This window comes from Pseudonocardia bannensis (genome assembly GCF_012911875.1).
GTDB lineage: Bacteria > Actinomycetota > Actinomycetes > Mycobacteriales > Pseudonocardiaceae > Pseudonocardia > Pseudonocardia bannensis.
Genome location: NZ_JAAXKZ010000112.1, coordinates 1 through 19,809 on the forward strand (window position 1 = coordinate 1; position 19,809 = coordinate 19,809).

At 71.8% G+C, this 19,809-nt stretch carries 19 protein-coding genes and 1 pseudogene; 10 read left to right on the forward strand and 10 right to left on the reverse strand.

Going from position 1 to position 19,809, the window contains the following annotated elements; all coding sequences use genetic code 11:
- Positions 1–650, forward strand: a 650-nt coding sequence (locus HF519_RS23320; RefSeq protein ID WP_211170469.1) for an ATP-dependent Clp protease proteolytic subunit, incomplete at its 5' end; no start/stop codon positions are given.
- A gap of 110 nt (positions 651–760) precedes the next feature.
- Here HF519_RS23320 and cspE read toward each other — a convergent pair.
- Positions 761–964: a transcription antiterminator/RNA stability regulator CspE gene (gene cspE, locus HF519_RS23325; RefSeq protein ID WP_169415138.1), complete on the reverse strand. Its 204-nt coding sequence runs from the start codon at positions 962–964 to the stop codon at positions 761–763.
- Positions 965–1,171: 207 nt separating this feature from the next.
- The gene (locus HF519_RS23330) at positions 1,172–1,990 is read right to left on the reverse strand and encodes a class I SAM-dependent methyltransferase (RefSeq protein ID WP_169415139.1); all 819 of its coding nucleotides are present in this window, start codon (positions 1,988–1,990) and stop codon (positions 1,172–1,174) included.
- 580 nt (positions 1,991–2,570) lie between these two features.
- Between HF519_RS23330 and HF519_RS33360 the strand changes: the two are divergent.
- From HF519_RS33360 to HF519_RS23350, 3 genes and pseudogenes are all read left to right on the forward strand, one after another.
- Positions 2,571–2,813: pseudogene (locus tag HF519_RS33360) on the forward strand (AfsR/SARP family transcriptional regulator); the annotation flags it as partial.
- A 409-nt stretch (positions 2,814–3,222) separates the two neighbouring features.
- Positions 3,223–3,702, forward strand: coding sequence for a hypothetical protein (locus tag HF519_RS23345; RefSeq protein WP_169415140.1), 480 nt, complete (start codon positions 3,223–3,225; stop codon positions 3,700–3,702).
- Between the two features lie 171 nt (positions 3,703–3,873).
- On the forward strand, positions 3,874–4,203 hold the full coding sequence (locus tag HF519_RS23350) for a hypothetical protein (protein ID WP_169415141.1): 330 nt from the start codon (positions 3,874–3,876) through the stop codon (positions 4,201–4,203).
- Positions 4,204–4,671: 468 nt separating this feature from the next.
- Here HF519_RS23350 and HF519_RS23355 read toward each other — a convergent pair whose 3' ends face one another.
- A complete protein-coding gene (locus tag HF519_RS23355) occupies positions 4,672–5,217 on the reverse strand; it encodes a hypothetical protein (protein WP_169415142.1) in 546 nt (181 codons plus the stop codon).
- Positions 5,218–5,928: 711 nt separating this feature from the next.
- Here HF519_RS23355 and HF519_RS23360 point away from each other — a divergent pair.
- Together HF519_RS23360 and HF519_RS23365 are read left to right on the forward strand one after the other, a co-directional pair.
- Positions 5,929–6,744: an ANTAR domain-containing protein gene (locus HF519_RS23360; protein WP_169415143.1), complete on the forward strand. Its 816-nt coding sequence runs from the start codon at positions 5,929–5,931 to the stop codon at positions 6,742–6,744.
- A gap of 56 nt (positions 6,745–6,800) precedes the next feature.
- On the forward strand, positions 6,801–7,205 hold the full coding sequence (locus HF519_RS23365) for a DUF4870 domain-containing protein (RefSeq protein WP_312860305.1): 405 nt from the start codon (positions 6,801–6,803) through the stop codon (positions 7,203–7,205).
- Positions 7,206–7,293: 88 nt separating this feature from the next.
- Here HF519_RS23365 and HF519_RS23370 read toward each other — a convergent pair whose 3' ends face one another.
- Positions 7,294–8,292: an ABC transporter substrate-binding protein gene (locus tag HF519_RS23370; protein ID WP_169415144.1), complete on the reverse strand. Its 999-nt coding sequence runs from the start codon at positions 8,290–8,292 to the stop codon at positions 7,294–7,296.
- 97 nt (positions 8,293–8,389) lie between these two features.
- A complete protein-coding gene (locus HF519_RS23375) occupies positions 8,390–9,388 on the reverse strand; it encodes an isopenicillin N synthase family dioxygenase (protein WP_169415145.1) in 999 nt (332 codons plus the stop codon).
- A gap of 779 nt (positions 9,389–10,167) precedes the next feature.
- Here HF519_RS23375 and HF519_RS23380 point away from each other — a divergent pair.
- Positions 10,168–10,800, forward strand: a complete 633-nt coding sequence (locus HF519_RS23380; RefSeq protein ID WP_169415146.1) for a matrixin family metalloprotease — start codon at positions 10,168–10,170, stop codon at positions 10,798–10,800.
- 426 nt (positions 10,801–11,226) lie between these two features.
- Here the strand turns inward: HF519_RS23380 and HF519_RS23385 are convergent, their stop codons facing one another.
- The 5 genes from HF519_RS23385 to HF519_RS23405 form a co-directional block, all read right to left on the reverse strand.
- The gene (locus HF519_RS23385) at positions 11,227–11,769 is read right to left on the reverse strand and encodes a methylated-DNA--[protein]-cysteine S-methyltransferase (RefSeq protein ID WP_169415147.1); all 543 of its coding nucleotides are present in this window, start codon (positions 11,767–11,769) and stop codon (positions 11,227–11,229) included.
- A gap of 201 nt (positions 11,770–11,970) precedes the next feature.
- Complete coding sequence (locus tag HF519_RS23390; RefSeq protein ID WP_169415148.1) at positions 11,971–12,750, reverse strand: methylated-DNA--[protein]-cysteine S-methyltransferase; 780 nt, start codon at positions 12,748–12,750, stop codon at positions 11,971–11,973.
- On the reverse strand, positions 12,747–13,412 hold the full coding sequence (locus tag HF519_RS23395) for an RNA polymerase sigma factor (RefSeq protein ID WP_169415149.1): 666 nt from the start codon (positions 13,410–13,412) through the stop codon (positions 12,747–12,749). Before HF519_RS23395 ends, HF519_RS23390 begins: the two co-directional genes overlap by 4 nt.
- A gap of 66 nt (positions 13,413–13,478) precedes the next feature.
- Entirely contained in the window at positions 13,479–14,219 is a 741-nt protein-coding gene (locus tag HF519_RS23400; RefSeq protein WP_169415150.1) for a 2OG-Fe(II) oxygenase, read from the reverse strand.
- A gap of 286 nt (positions 14,220–14,505) precedes the next feature.
- A complete protein-coding gene (locus HF519_RS23405) occupies positions 14,506–15,120 on the reverse strand; it encodes a GNAT family N-acetyltransferase (RefSeq protein WP_169415151.1) in 615 nt (204 codons plus the stop codon).
- Positions 15,121–15,275: 155 nt separating this feature from the next.
- Here HF519_RS23405 and HF519_RS23410 point away from each other — a divergent pair, with 155 nt between their 5' ends.
- From HF519_RS23410 to HF519_RS23420, 3 genes are all read left to right on the forward strand, one after another.
- Positions 15,276–16,400, forward strand: coding sequence for a transcriptional regulator (locus HF519_RS23410; RefSeq protein ID WP_169415152.1), 1,125 nt, complete (start codon positions 15,276–15,278; stop codon positions 16,398–16,400).
- Between the two features lie 119 nt (positions 16,401–16,519).
- A complete protein-coding gene (locus tag HF519_RS23415; RefSeq protein WP_312860306.1) occupies positions 16,520–18,286 on the forward strand; it encodes an MBL fold metallo-hydrolase in 1,767 nt (588 codons plus the stop codon).
- Between the two features lie 25 nt (positions 18,287–18,311).
- On the forward strand, positions 18,312–19,706 hold the full coding sequence (locus HF519_RS23420; RefSeq protein WP_169415153.1) for a sulfite oxidase: 1,395 nt from the start codon (positions 18,312–18,314) through the stop codon (positions 19,704–19,706).
- The last annotated feature ends 103 nt before the right edge of the window (positions 19,707–19,809 follow it).

The window sequence follows — 19,809 nt, forward strand, 5'->3', positions numbered from 1 at the left end:
CGCCGACGCCGCGCGAGCCGCGGCGCACCCCGTGGCAGCCCGAGCCCCGCCCGGCGGCGCCGCTGTCGGCACCATCGCAATGGACCGCCGTCGAGACGGGCCAGGACTGGCTGGCCGAGCGCCTGCTCGACCGGCGAATGGTGACGCTGGCGGGCCGGCTGGACCCGGACGCCGCCAACCGGGCGACGGCGTCGCTCGCCCTGCTCGACGCCTCCGCCGACGACCCGGTTCAGCTCCGGCTCTGCGATGTCGACGCCGACCTCGACGTCGCCGTTACCGTCCTCGACACCCTCGACCTCATGGGCGTGCCGGTCCATGCGACGTGCCTGGGCAAGCTCACCGGAGCGGCGGTCGCGATCCTGGCCGTCGCAGACCGCCGCATCGCGGCTCCGCACGCGATCCTGCACCTGCGTGAGCCGCGCACCCGGCACTGCGGCCACCCACGCGACATCACCGCCCACGCCGAGCATCACGAGCGCCTGCTGCGGATGCTGCAGGAGCGCATCGCCGGGGCATGCCGGCGCCCGGCCGACACCGTGGCCGCGGACATGCGCGCAGGCCGCGTCCTCACCGCCGAGGAGGCGCGTGGCTACGGGCTGGTCGACGCGATCATCGCCGACCGGACGCGGCGCTCACCCGCTCGGAGCTGATACGTGGCAGCGTTCGGCCGTGGCTGAAACTGTGAGCTCGGACGACCCGTCGGCGACCGCCGGACCTCGCTGAGGCCCCGATGGGAGTCCGGCCGGGCCGGGTGTCGTGGTCAGATGACTTGGACGTTGTCGGCCTGTGGTCCCTTCTGGCCCTGGCTGGTCTCGAAGGACACGCGCTGACCTTCGTCCAGCGACCTGTAGCCGCTGCCCTGGATCGCGGAGAAATGGACGAAGACGTCCTTACCTCCGTCGTCGGGGGTGATGAAGCCGAATCCCTTCTCGCCGTTGAACCACTTCACGGTGCCCTCAGGCATGTCTCCTCCTGGAGGTTGGCGACGCGGCCATCTTGCCGCCTCCAGGGGTGTTCGGGTGTCCTTCTCACGGCTCGACACGAGAAAGACGACGACCACTCCCCGGAGAACAGCGCCGCCGGGCGGCGCTGGTGAGCGGTTCCCCGGAGCCCGCGCACACGCCGCGACGGCCGGCCGACGTCATCGTGCCCGGGATGCGGGCGGGGAACGCTAGAACCGGTAGCGCAGGATCCGGCCGATGTCCCGGAAGCCGGGTATGCGCGCCAGCACCCACATGCCCACCCGGCCTGAGACGGGCAGCTCGTCCAGGCCCGGCATGTCGACGCTGCGCAGCGCGTCGAGGCACTCCAGCCCGTCGTGCCAGCCCTCGATCTCGCGCGGGTCGTCGATGCCCCAGTGCAGGCTCGCGCCGGCGTTGCGCACCGCGGGCACCAGCTTCTGCAGCCGGATGCCCAGCGTGCCGTAGCAGTCGAAGAGCAACTGGCCACTGGGGAACCGAGCGGTGATCCGCTGGATGAGCCGCTTGCCGTCCTCCTTGCGCAGGTACATCGACAGGCCCTCGAAGACGGCCACGGTCGGGCGGTCGTCGGGCACCGCGTCGAGCCACGCGTCGCCGGTGACCGAGGCGCCGATCATCCGGTAGTCCCCCGTGGGTGCCGGCAGCAGCCGCTCGCGCAGTTCGAGGACCTCGGGGTAGTCGACATCCAGCCAGCGGACCGAGGACGGCGGATGCAGCCGGTGGGCCCGGGTGTCCAGGCCGCACGCGAGGTGCAGCACGGTGGCCTCGGAGTGGCCGGCCAGGAACTCGGCGGTCCAGTCGTCGAGCTGTCTGGCGCGGAGCGCGACGCCGGCCGCGGTCGTGCCCTTCACACCCGTCTTGCGGAAGTCGTAGTCGATGCGCTGCACCGCCTTGTCGGCTTCGTGGTCGCGCAGGATCGAGTGGGGAGAACGGCTGTCCAGCGCCTTGCCGTACAGCGTGGCGAGCATGGTCTCCTGGGCGCCGGTGAGAGTGATCTTTTCGCGGTCCATGTCTCCTCGAGTCGCTCGGTGTCGCGCGTGAAGGTCTCCGGAGGCAGTCCTCTTCCCGGGCCAGGATCGCCTACGTGACTCGAAGGCGGGCAGTTGCCGGTGCGGTGGTCTCCCGCGTGCCCGCGGCGTACGGCTCGGCCAGCAACCAGGTGCCGTCCGGGGCCGGCGCCTGCCGCACCGGTGCGGAACGCCTCGGTGATCCGCGGTTCGGCGCGCAGGCAGCCGAGCGCGATGAGGAACGCGGCCGATGCGTTCGGCCCGTTCGGGTCGGCCAGGCGGACCGCCTGCTCCTCGGTAGGGAGAACTCGCCGGTCGCCGGGTCGTGGTGGACGTACCCGCCGGCGGCCTGGCCGCGTAGCGGCCCCGGTCGCGCCGAGATCGGTGACGACCCGTCCGAGGAACTGCGTCACCTTGTCCTGATCCATCCGAGGTCTCCTTCGCCGTCCGGCCGGCTGGTGCCGGTCACGACGCAAGGCTCGGGGCGCGGCCTGTCGCGGCTCTGGCACGCGCATTCTCCGCGCTGACAGGGGGCTCCCGTCGCGTCGCCGCGGCGGGCATGCTGTCGGCCGGGGGTGGACCGATGGCGGTTGGCCACACGCCGCCGGTTCGGCTGGTCGTCGACGGTGTGGCGGTCGACGTGCCCGGACCGAAGCGGCGTGCGGTGCTCGCGTTGCCGGCGCCGGCCGAGGGCCGGACGGTGACGGTCGATCACCTTGTGGACGCGCTGTGGCAGTCGGAGGTACCGGAGTCGGGGCGCCAAGCACTGCACACCCACATCTCCCGGCTGCGCGCGCACCTCGGACCGGCGGCGGCCCGGCTGCAGACCTCGCACGGCGGCCCGGCTGGAGCTCGGGACCGACGATCTGGACGTGGCGCGGGCCGAGGTCGCGGTGCTGACCCGGCTGCTCGCGGCCGGACGGTTGGTCACGCTCGTGGGGCCGGGTCCGGCGCACTGGTCGGCCGGTCCGCCACCGCTGTGCTGACCGGATCGTCGTCGGGCCCGATCCTCCGAGGGCGTGCTCGCAGCGCGCCGTCGCCGTGTCGACGCGGCCGTCGCGGTAGGTGACAGCGCCGCGGAAGCCAGGCAGCGCCGGTCGGCGATCGGTGGCGACGGCGCCGACCGGGCGGGTACGAGTGCGCGGAGAATCGGGCTGAGACGCATGGGTTTGTTCAGCGAAGGCCACGACGTGGCTGTCTCTCCGCCACGTCTGCGGACGCAACAAGAGGCACAGATGATCGATCGCAACACCACACCTCGGGACGCGTGGAACGCCGCGGACTGGTTGCGCCAGGCAGCCGAGGTACTGCGGCGGATCGCCCGCGATGCGACGCCGGGACCGTGGCGGTGGGGTGACCCGGATGTCGCCGGCGGCGCGTTGGAGCGACACCGCACGAGGCTGGAGCACCTGCCGGCACCCGTGTTCCCGGCCGTCAGGCCGCCAGAGCACACGGGAGAGGCCGTGCTGCCCGGCCTGAAGGATCCGTTGGACCGGTTCGGGGACCCGGTGGAGTCCATCCAGCCGCGCGTGCGCGCCAACGCCCACTGGATCACCGTCGTCACCCCGGCCGTCGCGGAGCCACTCGCCTCCCTCCTGGACGCCCTTGCCGAGAGCGCCGAGCAGATCATCGAGGCGGGCGGGCCCATCGATCGGGAGCCGTACCTGTCCGCGGTCGTCCTGGCACAGCGGATCGTGGAAGCAGCTCGGGACTGACCACACCCCTGGCACCGGGGGCGACGTGGCGCCGTAGCTCGGCCTCGACCAGGCGCACGACAGGCACCACGAAGCTCACGATCACCATGCGTGATCCAAGGCCACTCGATCATGGGAAGGCACCACTCCAACGCCGGGCAACGCCCGGCGGGGACACAACGATGATCAACTGTGCCTACATCAGCAGAATCGCCCGGCCGCCCCAGCGGAGACCCGGCCGGTGCTCCGACACCGGGCGGGGGACGATGTGCCCGACCCCGCAGCGAGGAGCTTCTCCTGCAGATCCTCGCCGACGACCGGCTGGTCGACGCCATCCGTGCCGGTCGAGTCGGGTGCGACTACGAACAGTGGACGGCCGACGTGCTCGACCAGCTCCGCGATGCCGCCCCGGGAGTCGAATGCGATCTGAGCGAGCTCGACCCCGAGGTGGCGCTGCTGCTGCTGCTCGTCGGCGTGGCCAGCGGACTGAATCCCGCCCGGCAGCGGGCCGCAGGCCCGTGAACGAGAATCCTCCCCCGTGGCGGAGCGCTTCACCCCCCCGGCGACGCGCACGTCAGGCTGCGACGCGGTCAGCGGGTGCGCACAGCGGGGCTGCGATCTCGGGCCCGGTCGCGCCTCCCCGGCCAACTCCCTAGACAGGCTGCGCGCGGCGATGGACGATGCCGCCATCACCGGTTGCTGCTCCTTGCCGAGGTCGCCCACCGCCAACTCGATCGCCGCGACGACCTCTCCGCCCGGACCGAAGACGGCCGTCAAGATTGAGGTGATCTGGCTCGTGCCGATCGTCCGGATTCGGCGGAGCTGCCGGCCACTCGACCCTCCGGCGCTCGCAGGTGCCACCGGCGGACGGCCGCGTGTCGTGTTCGGCTTCACGATCAGGGGCGGGAGATCGTCCGGATCGACCTGGTCGGCGACCCCGAGCGCCTTCGCCGGCTCGACCTGACGATCCTCGGCGACTGACGAGCCCACCTACGGGGGCCGGACCCGATGGCGGTCCGGCCCGGCTCGCCGGCGGTGGGTCCAGCTCAGCGTCAGTCCTTGAACCGGGGAGGTGGCCGTCCACCGATCGGCGAGGGCGGCCAGCTCGGCCACCGCGGCGTGGGCCTGGGTAGAGGTGTACGGGCACGGGCCCTCCCGGAGGGCACCCCAGGTCTGGTTGAGCGCGCGAGCGAGCGTGGCCTCGTTCTGGCGCAGTCCCTGGTGCACCACGCCGGTGAGGAGCTCGGAGAGCCCGAGTTCGCGCCGATTGGCCTTCCGCAGCGACGCCGAGCGCCGATGACTGTCGTGGCGCAGCCGTCCGGACACCACGTCCATGCTGTCGAACATCGCCCCGTCGGCGATGCTGCCCCACAGTCCGTGCCGCAGGCCGAACGCCCGCTCGGTGACGAGATGGGCGAGATCATGCGGCACGGTGGACTTCCGGTCGTAGGACCACAGCCGCAGTCGCACTCCGTCGTCGCGGTCGATCACCGCGACCGATCCACCGGTCTCGCGGGGAAAGAACGTCACCTTCACCGTGGTGAGCGTGCCGGGCCGGGTGCCGCCGCCGCGACCGATTTCCGTCGCCGGGTTCGCGGCGGGGCCGGCCGTGGCAGGGCGGCCATCGTCGGTCCGTACGACGGCGGTGGTTCGGCCTCCTGGATCGGGAGCAGCGACCGCGGCGGGAGCAGCGGCGGCTTCGGCGGCGGAGGACAGCACCAGCTGCTGATCCGGCCCGCAGCGGCGCACCACCTCGAGCATCGGGGACGGGCCAGGGTCTCCTCGGCCGACAGGACGTGCGAGGACGGAGGACGCGGGCCGCATGCGAGCGCCGCGCGCGGTGGTGCTAGCACCATCGGGCATGGCGTGACGAGTGACGATCTCGGCCCGAGGAGCGAGCGAACTCTTGCGCGGAGTGGCGTCCCCTCCGATCTCCGCGTTCGGTCGATCTCCCCCGGATTCGACCGAGGCAGCACCCGCCTCGGTATGCCGAAGCGGGTGCTGCCGTGTCGGTGATCCCGAGCCGGGGCCGTGCTCCGGCGCCGAGCGAGCGCACCACCGCAGGGCTGAATCACATCGGGTTGTGGATGCCGCCCCGGCAGTGGTCGAATCGCCGCCGAGGCTTTCGTCCATAGGTCACCACGAGGTGGTCGGGGTCAGCCGGAGTGTTCTGCTCGCAGCGCTCCTGCCCCGGCAGCCGCGGCCGTCGGCTCTCGGTTGTGTTCGAGTCACGGTCAGGAGGGGCCCATGCGCGGTGAGCAGGCGTGGCAGCGCGACAAGGCGGAGTTCGTCCGGTCGGCCGGCAGCCGCGCAGCGGGTCCCGGCGACACCGAGTTCAAGCGTCGCCGAGGTGACTTCGGTCCTCTCGCGGCCCAGTTCGCGACGCTGGCCGCGCAGCTGTTCTCCGCGGGGACGGCCGCCGATGTGCTCGACACGATCATCCACGCTGCCGCTGCGTTGGCGCCCGAAGCCGATTTCGTCAGCATCACCATGCGCAAGAACGAGACCGAGTTCGAGACCCCGGTCACCACGGATGAGCTCGCCTTGCAGCTCGACCAGGCCCAGTACGAGCTTCAGGAGGGGCCGTGTGTCGACGCGACGCGCCGGGGAGGCTCCGGGATCAGCGCCGACCCCGACCTCGCCGAGTCGGATCAGTGGCCGAAGTTCGGTCCGGCCGCGGCCGAACTCGGTGTCCGCAGTGTGCTCTGCTTCGGGCTGATGCCCGCAGCGCCGACCCCTCGGCTCGGTGCTCTCAACTTCTACGCGCGGGAGCCTCGGGCCCTCCTCGATGTCGACCGCGACACGGGCCTGTTGCTGGCCGCGCACGCCGGCGCCGCCCTCGCCGCGGCCCGCTCGGTGGAGGCAGCGGACCTGCGTGCGGCACAGCTGGAGGAAGCCCTGCTCAGCCGTGACGTCATCGGCCAGGCCAAGGGCATGCTGATGGCCCAGCGCGGCATCACCGCGGCCCAGGCCTTCGACGTCCTTCGAACCGCGTCCCAGTATCTGAACGTGAAGCTGGCCGCGATCGCCGAGGCGATCGCCAGCCGCAGGGTCGAGCTCTGACGGTTCGGCTCCCCGGGGGACGTCACGACGGCACCCGGTTGCGCTTCAATGGTGCGGTGAGCTCCTATCCTCCACCGCCCGGCGGCGGTTCCTGGCAGTCGCCGCACGGTGTCCCCGGCAACGCCACGACACCGGAGGAGCGCAACTGGGCAATGGCCGCCCACCTCGGCAGCCTGGTCACGGCGTGGTTCGCCCTCGGCCTGGTCGCGCCGCTCATCGTGCTGCTGGTGAAGGGCGGTGAGTCGTCCTTCATCCGCCGCCATGCCGTCGAGTCGCTGAACTTCCAGATCAACGCGCTGGTGTACAGCGTGGTGTTCGGCCTGCTGATCCTCGTCGGGATCGGTCTCGTGCTGCTGCCGTTGTACGGCCTGTTCTATCTGGTCTGCGTGGTTGTGGCGACGATCCGGGCGTCGTCCGGGCGCGACTATCGCTACCCGTTGACCGTCCGGATCGTGTCCTGACACCTCCCGGCCGCCCTCGGCGAGCCCGCCGGGGATTCCGGCACGGGTGGGGACGGGCGCGGAGCGCGGCGTCCCCACCCGTCGCCGGCTACTCCCGGACGACGTCGGAGTAGGCCGGTACGTCTCCCCGGAAGAGGCCGTAGTCCTGCATCTTCCGGAGCATGAACTCGATGTCCTCGCGGGGCACCGGTTCGGTGGACCAGTTCGGCAGAACGACCTCGGGGACGGTGTCGGGCGCGATCTGCGTGTACTGGAGGAGCTGCGCGCGAGCCTCGTCGGGGTTGGCGCTCGCGTAGCCGTTGGCCTTCGTGATGGCGCGGCGGAACGCCTCGATGGCGTTCCCGGACTTCGCCAGGACGGCCTCGCTGGTGAAGTAGGTGTCCGTGAGGTTGCCGGGCCGCGTTCCGGCGATGTTGTGGTTGTAGTAGAGGACCCGGTAGTCACCGGACCGCTGGGCCTGGGTCACGAACGGCTCGGACACCGTCGCCGCGTCGACGCGGCCGGTGGCCAGCGCGGACAGCATGTCGGGGAAGGGCACCTCGACGAACTTGTATCGCGAGGACTCCGCGCCCAGCTGGTCTGCCGACGCGCGGACGGTGACGTAGTTGGACGCCTGCAGCGCGTTGACGGCGACCGTCCTGCCCTCGAGGTCCGCCGCCGTGCGGTACGGGCTGTCGGTCCTCACGATCACGGCGTTGGTGTCCACCTCGGGGTCCAGTGACGATGTGTCGGCACTGGCGACCGACACGATCGGCAGGCCGGCGGCCCGGGCCAGGATCGTCGAGGTGATGTTGCCGTACCCCAGCTCGAGGTCCTCGCTCATGATCGAGGGGACGATCGTGGCGGAGCTGGACGCGTACTGGACCTCGAGCCGGATGCCCTCCTGTTCGAAGAAGCCCTTCTCCTGCCCGAGCATCAGCGCGGCGACGTGCACGATCGGCACGAGGCCGATACGCAGCGTCGTCAGCTCACCCGGAGCGCTCGCCGCCCCACCCCGGTCGGCGGGTTCGGCCCCACCGCAGGCGGCGACGACCAGGGTGATCGCCGCCGCCGCGGCGGTCAGGCCGGCTCTGGTGCGGAAACGCATGTCGGCTCCTGGGGGAAGTGGGTGTCCAATGCCTGCGGGCGATCGAGTTCCGAGGTGTCGACCGCCGGCGCGGGGAACGGGTCGGGAGGAACCACGGCTACTTCACCGCCGTCCGCGACAGCACGGCCTTGTGGCGCCAGTGGGCGCCCGCGGTGACGGGCTCGTGCTTGGCCGGAGCATCCGGCGACTGGCAGGTCGGGATGCACTCGATCATGGCGTCGTAGTTGGGCTGCCCGAAGAACGGGATCGACAGCCGCCGGCTGCCCAGGGTCGCGTCCTGCGGGGGGTTCACGACCCGGTGCAGCGTCGACTTCCACCTGTCGTTGGTCCACCGGGCCATGGCGTCGCCCAGGTTGACGACGAACGCGTCCGGCACGAACCCGACGTCGTGCCATTGGCCGGCGCGGTCCTTGACCTGCAGACCGCCGGGAGCGTCCTCGACCTTCAAGATCGTGACACTGCCGTAGTCGGTGTGCTCGGCGGCCCGCAGCTGGCCGGGCAGCGGCGGACGGTCCGGTTCGGGGTAGTTGTTGTACTGGAGGTTCGAGAAGCCCCGGTCGGTCAGGTCGTCGAAGTAGGTCTCCTCGAGGTCCAGCGCGCACGCGAAGATGTGCATGAGGACCTTCGTCAGCCCCATCATCGCGCCGTAGTACTCGACGACGGCCTCCTTGAAGCCGGCGGGCTCCGACGGCCAGAGGTTCGGTGCGAAGTGGACGGGCCCGAATCCCTCGGTGTAGTACGGCGTCGGCTCGACCTCCGGCCGCCCCACGGTGAACGTCTCGTGGAGGTCGGACGGGGCGTCGTTGCCGACCGTGATCGCGAGGTTCTGCCCGCCGAGCAGGCTGTAGCCCCGGCTCACCTGCGGGCCGGGCTTCTTGACCTCGTTCTTCTTCTCCAGGGGGAGGTCGAAGAATTCCTTCGCCAGTCGGTAGTTGCGGTTGATGAGCTCCTCGGGGACCCCGTGACCGGAGACGAGGAAGAAGCCGATCTCCTCGCACGCGGCCCTGACGGCCGAGACCACCTGTGCCTTGCCTTCCCCGGTACCTGCCCGGAATGGGCTGATGTCGATCAGCGGGATCGCAGACTTCGAAGACATGTCGGGACGGCCTTCCTCGGGTAGGAGCCGCCCCTCGAACGTCGAGGGACGGCTCAGTTGTATACCGCTGTATGCGACGATGTCGCGGAAAGGGGCCGGGAATTTCCGGGCCGGTCACGGGCACGGTCGGAGCCACTGAGCGCGGGAGAGCAGTGAGAGGTGGTGGGGGTACGCGAAGTCGGCGCCGGTAGGGCGGCACCGTCTCTCATGCGCAAATGTGGGGACGACGGGCGGCCCCTCGGTGGACGAGTCCTTCTCCGTGCAGGGTCGACGGGAGCGCGGACGCACCCCTTCACTGCTCAGTAGCGCATCTGGTCACCTCTCTCGATCGCCCCGAGCGCAGATGCTGTCGGATACTCCCCGATCGGTGGATATCGTTGTATACGTTGGGACACTGGGTCAAGGTTTCGGTGCGTAAAGATCGCGGACATCCGCACGGCCGGCGGGAAGCCGCCGCCGGCGCCGGGATCGCCGCCTCGGTGGCGATCTCCTCGGGTCCCAGCCTCCGACGCGCCCGGTGTCGAGCGACTCCAGCCACTCCTCCCCGGGACCCGTCGCCCGCGCACAGCCTCCGGGGAGGCCGCTTGTACCGGGTCTCGCGGGCAGGTCAAGATTAACTGAGGACGTCCTGAAGATCTTGATCTTTTGATCCCGGGCACGCATTTCGCATTGGCATGCTGTGGGGAACGAGATCGCCGGCGGAGGTGTCTGTGCAGGGTCGTCCAGGGGAGGGAATGCGCCCCCGCCGGGCGCGGCGCATCGCCGCAATCGGCCTTGCCGTGGCTGTTCTGGTAGGGGTCGCGGTGGCGGTGAGCGTTCTCTTCGTGCCCACGTCGAGCGGCCCCATCCCGTCCGCTCCCTGGGCGGACCCGGCCGGCGGCGGGTGCGTGGCGGCACCGGGAGCGTCCCAGCGGGACGTCGATCAGGAGGACACCCCGGAGTATCCGTGGTCCCACACGGCCGGGCAGGGGATCACGGTCTACTTCGAGACCGGCGCGTTGCCGCCGCGGTACGCGGGCTTCGTCGAGACGGCGGCGGGCATCTGGTCGCAGAGCCCTTGTGTCGAGGCGATCGCGATCGACCGTTGTCCGGCCGGTGCCGCCTGCTCGACCGTCGCGGTCACCGGGGCGCGCAGTCGGGGAACCGACGGCGAATCCGAGGGCGTTCAACGGGACGGGATCCGGGTCGGCAATGCCATCACGCTCTACACCGGGTTGCTCGACGACGCGAGCGACAACGGTGCGCTGGCCGTCGTCGTCCACGAGATGGGACACGCTCTAGGACTGGTGCATCGCAACGACCGGGATTCGGTGATGAACGCGGAGACGGACGACAGGACCGATCCGGTTCCCGACGCGGTCGACTTCTACAACCTCACCGCCATTTACGGCGCGGTGCAGAGCGAAGGGTGATGTCTTCCCGTCGCGGGCGGGCCGCTCATTCCCGGAAGGTCAACGTCACCTCACCGGCATCCACCGCCAGGTGGTCGCCCCGCTCGTAGGAGCGCATCCAGTCGACCTGCTCCTCGAACACGTGGTGCAGGCGCTCGCCCTGCCGCCACCCGCGGGGTCGCAGCGACCGGCGCGGGGCGACGTGGCGGCAGTGCGGGCAATCGATCGGGTCGCCCTTTCGACGTCTATCGGACAACCTGTCGATTCCCTGAAGGCTCGTACTCGGCGCCGAACGTGAGGGCGTTACGAATGAGCCGAACGGGATACCTTCTCGGCATCGTTCCGGTCGATGGTGCCGTGATGATCGACGACGCGCCGCGCCCGTTCGCTGCCGGTAACGGCGCAGGTGCAGTTCGTCGCCTCGACCCTGGACCGGAACGAGTTCACCTACTGGGCGTACTCGCTCACGCCGTGCGCGAGGCCCAGGTCGAGCTGGGGTGCCTGGTCGCGTCCTTCGAGGTCGAGCAGCCGCCGCTTCACGGTCAGGCCGCCCGCGTAGCCGACGAGCCTGCCTCCGGCCCCGAGGACGCGGTGGCACGGGACGATGATCAGGACGGGGTTGCGGGCCATCGCCCCGCCGACCTGGCGGGGCCCGTCGTCGGTGAGCCCGACCGCCGCGGCCAGCCTCCCGTAGGTGGTGGTCTCGCCGTAACCGACGTGCGCGAGGCCGTCGAGCACGCGACGGTGCCGGGTGCCGACGCGGCGCAGATCCACCGGCACGGTGAACTCGCGCAGCCGGCCGGTGAAGTAGCCGTCGAGCTCGCGGCGGGCCAGATCCAGCCATCGCCGCGCGGCCGGCGACGCCTCGCCGGCCCCGTCCACCGACACCGGCGCGGGCCGGAACGTGCAGCGGGTCAGGCCGGAAGCGGAGGCCGCCAGCGTGAGCAGGCCGGCCGGTGTCGGGTGGGTGATCGTCGCTGTCGCGGTCATGGGTGCTGCTCCTTCACTCCACGTGCCATGCATCTGCCGGCTTCGGTGCCCGGGCCGCCCACCCGGCGCCCCTCGGGGCGGGGGGTCGGCGGCGTCCCTGGTTGCAGAACCCCGGCCGGGCAGGTCCGGTTGCACCGCGGGCCCGGGTTCACACCGGGTCGGCGACCGATCTCGGGGTCGGGGCCGAGGAGAACGCCGCGGTCATGCCGACGCCGCCTCGACCCCAGGCCGGCAGTGCCGGCACGGCCGGTACCCGGCCGCGACCGCGATCCCGATCGTGCGGAACCCGTGCCGGTGCGCAGGGCTGATCCGCCGTGCGTTGTGGCAGGTCGGGAAGCACACCACCCCGGTGGTGTCGCTGCCCAGATAGTGGACGCCCTGCTGCGCGAACGCCGCGACCTGGTCCAGGTCGACGTTCTCCGCGCGCAGCAGCTCCTCCTTGTGAGCGGGACCGAACATGTAGTCGCCGAGGCGGCCGTCGGCGCGGACGACGCGATGGCACGGGACCAGCAGCGGCACCGGGTTGCGGGCCAGCACCGAGCCCACCGCCCGGACGGCGCGGGGCCGCCCGGCCTCGCGGGCGATCCAGCCGTACGGGCGGGTCTGGCCGGCGGGGATCCGGCGGGTCGCGCCGAGCACGTCGCGTTCGAAATCCGGCAGCCGGCGCAGGTCCAGCCGCAGCGACGGCGCGGGGCGGCCACGCAGCGCGGGCAGCAGCCCCGCGGGCGCGCGGTCGGCGGGGCGCAGCGGCCGGCCGAACCGGTCGCGGTAGGCCTCGGCGAACGCGTCGGCGTCGCCGTGCACGGACTCGGCGGGGCGGACGAACTGCACGCCGTCGCCGGTGAACGCCACGAACACCTCGCCGAGCCGGCTGGGCGCGGCCAGCCATCCGGTGAACACCTTGCCGGTCAGACCGGCGGGTGCCGGGGCGGCGAGTCCGCCCAGCGCAGCCACGATCGGCTCGACGCCGTCGATCATCATCGAACCGTCCTTCCAGCCGTGAGCGCCGGACGGAGTCCGATCGACGACCGGCCGGGACCGTCGTCGTCCTGCTCCGCGAGCAGCGCCCGCAATCGTTGCAATCCACGGGAGATGTGGGACTTGGCCGTCCCGTCCGGGCAGCCCAGAACGTCGGCGACCTCGCCGGTGGGCAGGCCGACGACGTGGCGGAGCACCACGGCAGTCCGCTGGACCTCGGGTAGCCGCGCGAGCACCATGCCCAGCGCGCGCTGGACGTCGTCCCGCTCGACCTGCTGCTCGGCGCTCGGCCCGGCCGAATGCTCCGCCACCGGCTCGAAAGCCGGGGGTGGGCCGGGCCGGCGGCTCGCGTCCCGGGCGGCGTTGCGGGCGGTGTTGCGCAGGATCGTGAGCAGCCACGGTCGCAGCCGCAGCTCCCGGATCCGCGTCCCGTCGTAGTCGCGCAGCGCCCGGTAGGCGCGCAGGAACGCCTCGGCGGCGAGGTCCTCGGCGTCGGCCGGGCGGATGCTCAGCCGCAGCGCGACCGAGTAGACCACCCGCTCGTGCGCGCGGACCACCTCGGCGAAACCGGCATCGAGGTCGGCGACCAGGGCAAGGCGGAGACCGACCTCGGCCTCATCCACGTGGCCGGCTGCCGCCGACTCGTCCCTGAACTCCTCGCCCATGCCCACCAGAACACCCCGTCAACGGGATCGGTTGCAGGCGATCCCACCACCTCGGCTTTCGTGGGGTCAGCGGGCGTTGTGGAAGATGATGCCCAGGACGTGGCGCTCGCCGGTGTGCACCGCGCTGACGCCGTGGCGCATCTGGACCCGGTGATAGCCGCGGGAGCCGAGCCTGGGCCGACCGCGGACCGGGAAGATCACCGCCTGGCCGAGGCCGGGACGCGCGACCATGGGCCGGGACTGCTGGCGGGGGCGCTGCTCGACGAACACGCTCTCCCCGCCGGTGAAGTCCTCGTCGGGGCGGCTGAGCATGATCAGGACCTGGAGCGGGAACGTGAGGTCGCCGTAGACGTCCTGGTGCAGGCAGTTGTAGCCGCCCGAGCCGTACCGCAGCACCAGCGGGGTCGGCCTGTGCTGGTCGACCGCCGCACAGGCGTCGAGCAGGCCCTCGAGGGTCTCGGGGAACGGGCGCTCGCCGAGCCGCTCGGCCCAGCGGTTCGCGATCGCCGCCAGGTGCGGGTAGAGCCTCTCCCGCAGGGTCTGGACCAGCGGGGGCAGCGGGTCGGCGAAGTAGCGGTAGCTGCCCTCGCCGAAGGCGTGCCGGGCCATGACGATCGTGCTGCGGAACCGTGCGTCGTCGTCGAACATGTCGATCACCTCGGCGCACTGTCCGGGGGACAGCAGCGGCGGGGTCATCGCGAAGCCCGGCTCGTCGAGTTGGGCCTCCAACGCCGGCCAGTCCAGGTCGGCCAACGCGGGCACCTGCGCCGTCGCGGTCCTGGCCCGGGTCGCGCCGTACTCGCTCATCGACGTCCTCCTCATCTGCAGGCTCATCTGCAGCCGGTCGGGCTGCCTGACGTGCACGCCCCCCAACCCGAACCCCGCGGGTGCACGATCGGTTGCGCCCGCGGGCCGTCGGGGTACAGCCGATCCCTCAGGGGGCGGCCGGTGAGACCGTCTGCCGACGGCGGTGACCGGCGGACGTGACCGGTCAGCGCAACGAACCTTGATCAACCGGCGCATCGGAGCGCGACGGCTCCGATGGTCGCGGACAGCGGGCAGGGCCGGCAGCAGCCGACGGCCGCGAACAGGCCTACGGCTCCCGCCACATGGGCCAGATCGTCGGGCCGCCGTTCGGGAGCGTCAGCTCGCCGGTCACGGTGAAGCCGAAGCGCTCGTAGTAGCCGATGTTGGCGGGCTTGCTGGACTCCAGGTACGCAGGTACCCCGCTGCGGTCGCAGTCCGCCAGCCGGGCGCGCAGCAGTCGGCTGCCGAGTCCCTCGCCCTGCAGCGCCGGTTCGGTCCCGAGCGTCGCCAGGTACCAGTGCGGACGTGTGGGGTGGACCTTCTCGGTCGCGGCCGAGTACCGCAGCCCGAACCAGGTCCGCCGGCCCATCGCCCGCACGATCGCCGGAACGGTGGTGATCATCCGGCTGATCGGCGTGCGCCACTGCCCGGGCGGGTCCCACAGGGCCGCGGCGGCCGGGGTTCCGTCCGGGCCGGCCGCGACCTGCACGCCGCCGCCGGGAAGGTGGAGCCGTCCGGTGAACACGGCGAAGGTGAGCCGGGCACGGCGCAGCCGGGCCGCTTCGTCCGGGAACAACCAGGTGATGACCGGGTCGTCGTGGAACGCCCTGGCGAGCATCCGGGACAGACCCGGCACGTCGGCCGCCGCCGCGGTCCGCACGGACGCCTCGATACCGGTCATCCCGCGCTCCTTCGGGTCAGGTGCCCAACCAGCCGGGTGATCATCATGCCCGCCCGGCCGCACTGCGGATCCACCGCCACCGCCACGTCGCCGTCCGGCCCCGGCGCCGTGGAAGCATCGGGGCCGTTCTCCCTCCGACGGTGAAGGAGCCCGCGGTGCCCGATCGGGAGTTGACCGAATCCGAGCGCGACTGGCTGCGGGTACGCCGCCATCTCGTGGGTCGGCGCTACGAGCTCGGCGTGCAGGCGGCGGCGCAGTACCCGGGCCACATCACCGTGGCCGGCACGCCCCTGCTGTCGCGTCCGGCATGGGTCCCGCAGAACCCGATTCCGCTGTCCGACATCGAGCTCCGGTTCGCTCCGGAGACCCCGTTCGCCGGCATCCGGGGAGACGACCCCAGCGCCGCCGGTGTTCTGCCGGTGCGGCCCGATGGAACGCGTTATCGCACGTACTCCGCGGCCATGGCCGAACTGGCCGCGCCAGCGGTGTTCCAGGACCGCGGTACCTACCGCCTGCTCGAGGCCGACCTCACGGCGGACACGCCGTTCATGGCGTTCGGCCGGGGGAGCTACTTCGACGGCATCGACGTCGGTGAATCCGTCGCCCACGAGTACGCCGCCGCGGATCTGCACGGCCGTGCCGTCGGAGGGTGGCGCGCCGCGATCGGTGACCCGTGCGATCCGCACCGTCGCGCCACGAACATCGCGATCAGCACCCTCACGGTCCGTCACGATCGCGCCACGGGCGAGGCGACGTTCCTGGTGCACTGGCGCGATCCGGCCAAGGTCGGGCACGCAGGTGGCCTGTACCAGGTGATCCCGGTCGGTGTCTTCCAGGCTTCCGGTGATCAACCGTGGAACGAGACGAACGACTTCTCACTCTGGCGCGGCATGATCCGCGAGTTCGCGGAGGAGCTCCTGGGCGGATCCGAGGACTACGGCACCGAGTCGGCGCCGATCGACTACCACCGCCTGCCCCTCGCCCGGCGGTTGGACGACATCCTGGAGCGCGGGAAGGCCGAGGCGGTGCTGCTGGGTCTCGGGGCGGACCCGTTGACGCTCGCGGTGGATGCGCTCACCGCTGTCGTCCTCGACGCGTCCGAGTTCGACAACGTCTTCGGTGACCTGGTCACCGGCAACAGCGAGGGATCCGTCGACGCGGCCCACCCACTGACCGACGACGAGGTCCGGCGATTCGTACGACGGGAGCGGATGCAGGCGGCCGGCGCGGCGGCGCTGGCCCTGTTCTGGCAGACATTCGGTACGCCGATCGGGCGGTGACCGTACGGCGGGCGGTCGCACGAGGCGCACGCTCGGCTCGGGGAGCGGGGGATGCCGGTGCCGATCGAGCGCGGCTGTGGACCGGTCGCCCCTGTCCGAGCGGGGCCGAGGGGAGCACCATGCCCGAGGGAGGTGCCGCCGTGATCCTCACCCAGCACTACCTGGCCTGCCTGTCCCACGCGTCCTACCTCGTCGGCGACGAGACGACCGGCCGGGCGGTCGTCGTCGACCCCCGGCGCGATGTCGGTGTGTACCTCGACGAAGCGGTCGAGCGTGGCCTGACCATCGAGCGGATCATCGAGACGCACGTGCACGCCGACTTCCTGAGCGGTCATCTGGAGCTGGCCGCACGCACCGGCGCGGTCATCTCCTACGGCGACGCCGCCGCCGTCGACTTCGCGATCGAGCCGTTGCGCGACGGGCAGCGGCTGTCGCTGGGCGAGGTGACCCTGGAGGTGCTGGCCACGCCGGGGCACACCCCCGAGTCGATCTGCGTGGTCGTCTACGAGCACCCCGGGGACGAGGTGCCCTACGGGGTGCTGACCGGGGACACCCTGTTCGTCGGGGACGTGGGCAGGCCGGACCTGCTGGCGTCCGCCGGGGCCGGCTTCTCCGCGGACGAGCTGGCCCGGCAACTGCACCGCTCGCTGCAGGAGAAGGTGCTGCGGCTGCCGGACGCAGCGCGGGTGTTCCCGGCGCACGGGGCGGGGTCGGCGTGCGGCAAGCAGCTCTCCAGCGCGACGAGCTCGACCATCGGCGAGCAGCGGCGCACGAACTACGCGCTGCAGCCGATGAGCGCCGAGCAGTTCGTCGCCGCGGTCACCGAGGGCCAGCCGGTACGTCCGCGGTACTTCGCGTTCGACGCCCGGCGCAACCGGGAGTTGCGCCCGCTGCTGGACGAGGACGTCGCGCCACCGATGCTCGACATGGACGAGGTGCTGGCCCTGCAGGCGGCCGGCGCGGTGCTCGTCGACCCGCGTGAGCCCGCCGAGTTCGCCGCCGGGCACGTGCGCGGGGCGGTGAACATCGGACTGCAGGGTCGCTTCGCCGAGTGGGCCGGCGACGTGCTCTCGCCGGACCGGGACATCGTGCTGGTGGGTGATCCCGACCTGGGTCTGCAGGCGAAGGTCCGGCTGGGACGGGTGGGTTTCGACCGGGTCGCGGGCCAACTGGCCGATCTGGCCGCGTCGCTCGCCACCCGGCCGGACCTGGCCGAAACCAGCTCGCGGCTGACGATCGAGCAGCTGGCCGAACTGCGTGGGCTGGAGCCCGGGCTACAGCTGATCGACGTGCGTAACCCGGGGGAGACCGCTGCGGGCACCGTGCCGGGCGCGCGGGAGATCCCGCTGGCTGCCTTCGCGGGCTGGCTGGAGGGGCTGAAACCGGCCGGGCCGGTCGTCGTGTACTGCGCGAGCGGCTACCGGTCCCAGGTCGCCGCAAGCCTGTTGTGCAGCATGGGGTTCTCCGACATCTCCGATGTACTGGGGGGCTACGGCGCCTGGGCCGGTGCCGGACTGCCGATCTCTCACGACGCGTCGGCAGGGGAGCCGGGCGCGACGCCCGACATCGCGCCATCGTCGGCCAAGGCCCAGCTCGACGGCGGGGCGATGCTGCTCGACGTGCGGGAGCCGGTCGAGTGGGATGCCGGGCACGCCCCGGGCGCGTCCGCGCTGCCCATGCGCCAGGTGCACGAACAGTGGTCCGAGCTGCCACGGGACCGGCGGATCCTGGTGATCTGCCGGTCCGGTGGCCGATCGGCGGCGGTGACGGACTCCCTGCGCGGGTCGGGTTTCGACGCGGTCAACGTCGCCGGCGGGATGCGGGCGTGGGCGGCGGCCGGGCTCGGCGTGATCACCGACAGCGGGGCCCCGGGCACGGTCATCTAGTGGAGTGGAGCCGGAGGAGGCCGCGATGGCGCTCTTCATCGTCCGTCACGAGCACAAGGCCGACCTGTGCCCGGCCGCCGATCCGTACCGGGGCGCCGCACTGCTCAGCCACCTCAGCCAACCGTACGCACGCCGGCACGGCATGGAGATCAGGGGCAAGGCGGTGGTGCAGGGGGAGCACACCCTGTACCTGATCATCGAATCGGCCGATGAGGCGTGCGTACGCCGGTTCATGGAGCCGTTGGCCGCGGCGGGCAGCCTCGACATCCACCCGGCGTCGACCTGCGCCGGGGTCGTGGCCGGTGGCGGCTGCGCCGCGCCGGGCCTGCTGACCGACACGGAGACCGTGGACCCCGAGACGGCGTGCGAGGACGCCGTGGAGGCCGGGTTGCTCGTGCACCGCGTCCACCCTCTGAACTGCGAGACCTCGGTCCCCGAGCTGATCGGCGGCGTCGTGGTGCCCAACGCCCGCTTCTACGTCCGCAACCATTTCCCGATCCCCTTGCTGAACCCCGCGACCTGGCGGCTGAACGTCGGCGGCCTCGTCGAACGCCCACAGCGGTTCAACCTGGACGATCTGCACCACATGCCGTCGCAGACCCTCGTCGTGACGCTGGAGTGCGCGGGCAACGGCCGCTCGCTGCTGCACCCGCCGGTCGAGGGCGAGCAGTGGCGCCTCGGTGCGGTCAGTACCGCCGAATGGACCGGCGTGCCGCTCGTGGAGGTACTCGACCGCGCCGGGCCTGCGGGGCGGGCGCGCACGGTCGTCCTGCGCGGTGCCGACGGCGGCGACGTGCCCGGGCGGACGGCGCCCCTCCGGTTCGAACGCAGCCTGTCCCTGGACGAGGCCCGCGACTCCGACGCGCTGCTGGCCTACGCCATGAACGGCGAGGCGCTGCCGCGGCACCACGGCTTCCCCCTGCGCGTCGTCGTGCCCGGGTGGTACGCGGTGGCCTCGGTGAAGTGGCTGACCGAGATCGAGGTGATCGACACCGACTTCGCGGGGTTCTTCCAGGCCGACCGGTACTTCTACGAGTGGCCGCGCGAAGGGCGGACGACCCGTGAACCGGTCGCCCTGCAGCAGGTCCGGGCCCTCATCACCGAGCCCGTCGCCGACAGCGACATCCCCACCGGGGAGCTGACCGTCCGCGGCGTCGCATGGTCGGGCGCGTCGCCCATCGCTCGGGTCGAGGTGAGCGTCGGCCTCGGGACCTGGCAACCGGCCCGGTTGGTCGGCGAACGCCGTCGGCACAGCTGGCAGTGGTGGGAGCTGCTCACCCGCGTCGACGTCCCGGGGGCGACCACGGTGCGAGCCCGGGCCACGGACCTCGCCGGACGCACACAGCCGGAGCAGCCTGTCTGGAACCGCCTCGGGTACGGCATCAACCCGGTGCAGGAGGTGGCCTTCCGGGTCCGCTGATCGATCGGGCTGTGCTCGGCCGGTACGCCCTCATCGGACGACGGACAGCCGGTGACGCCGGGTGGGTGAGGTGTCGACCCTCCCGTCGGACAGGGGGTAGGGG

Bases quoted from the DNA above. Each gene is read 5' to 3' on its own strand.
- HF519_RS23405 (WP_169415151.1), bottom strand. From the start codon at position 15,120: ATGACCGGTATCGAGGCGTCCGTGCGGACCGCGGCGGCGGCCGACGTG.
- HF519_RS23375 (WP_169415145.1), bottom strand. From the start codon at position 9,388: ATGTCTTCGAAGTCTGCGATCCCGCTGATCGACATCAGCCCATTCCGG.
- HF519_RS23400 (WP_169415150.1), bottom strand. From the start codon at position 14,219: ATGAGCGAGTACGGCGCGACCCGGGCCAGGACCGCGACGGCGCAGGTG.
- HF519_RS23420 (WP_169415153.1), top strand. From the start codon at position 18,312: ATGGCGCTCTTCATCGTCCGTCACGAGCACAAGGCCGACCTGTGCCCG.
- HF519_RS23360 (WP_169415143.1), top strand. From the start codon at position 5,929: ATGCGCGGTGAGCAGGCGTGGCAGCGCGACAAGGCGGAGTTCGTCCGG.
- cspE (WP_169415138.1), bottom strand. From the start codon at position 964: ATGCCTGAGGGCACCGTGAAGTGGTTCAACGGCGAGAAGGGATTCGGC.
- HF519_RS23385 (WP_169415147.1), bottom strand. From the start codon at position 11,769: ATGACCGCGACAGCGACGATCACCCACCCGACACCGGCCGGCCTGCTC.
- HF519_RS23415 (WP_312860306.1), top strand. From the start codon at position 16,520: ATGCCCGAGGGAGGTGCCGCCGTGATCCTCACCCAGCACTACCTGGCC.
- HF519_RS23395 (WP_169415149.1), bottom strand. From the start codon at position 13,412: ATGGGCGAGGAGTTCAGGGACGAGTCGGCGGCAGCCGGCCACGTGGAT.
- HF519_RS23390 (WP_169415148.1), bottom strand. From the start codon at position 12,750: ATGATGATCGACGGCGTCGAGCCGATCGTGGCTGCGCTGGGCGGACTC.
- HF519_RS23330 (WP_169415139.1), bottom strand. From the start codon at position 1,990: ATGGACCGCGAAAAGATCACTCTCACCGGCGCCCAGGAGACCATGCTC.
- HF519_RS23370 (WP_169415144.1), bottom strand. From the start codon at position 8,292: ATGCGTTTCCGCACCAGAGCCGGCCTGACCGCCGCGGCGGCGGCGATC.
- HF519_RS23345 (WP_169415140.1), top strand. From the start codon at position 3,223: ATGATCGATCGCAACACCACACCTCGGGACGCGTGGAACGCCGCGGAC.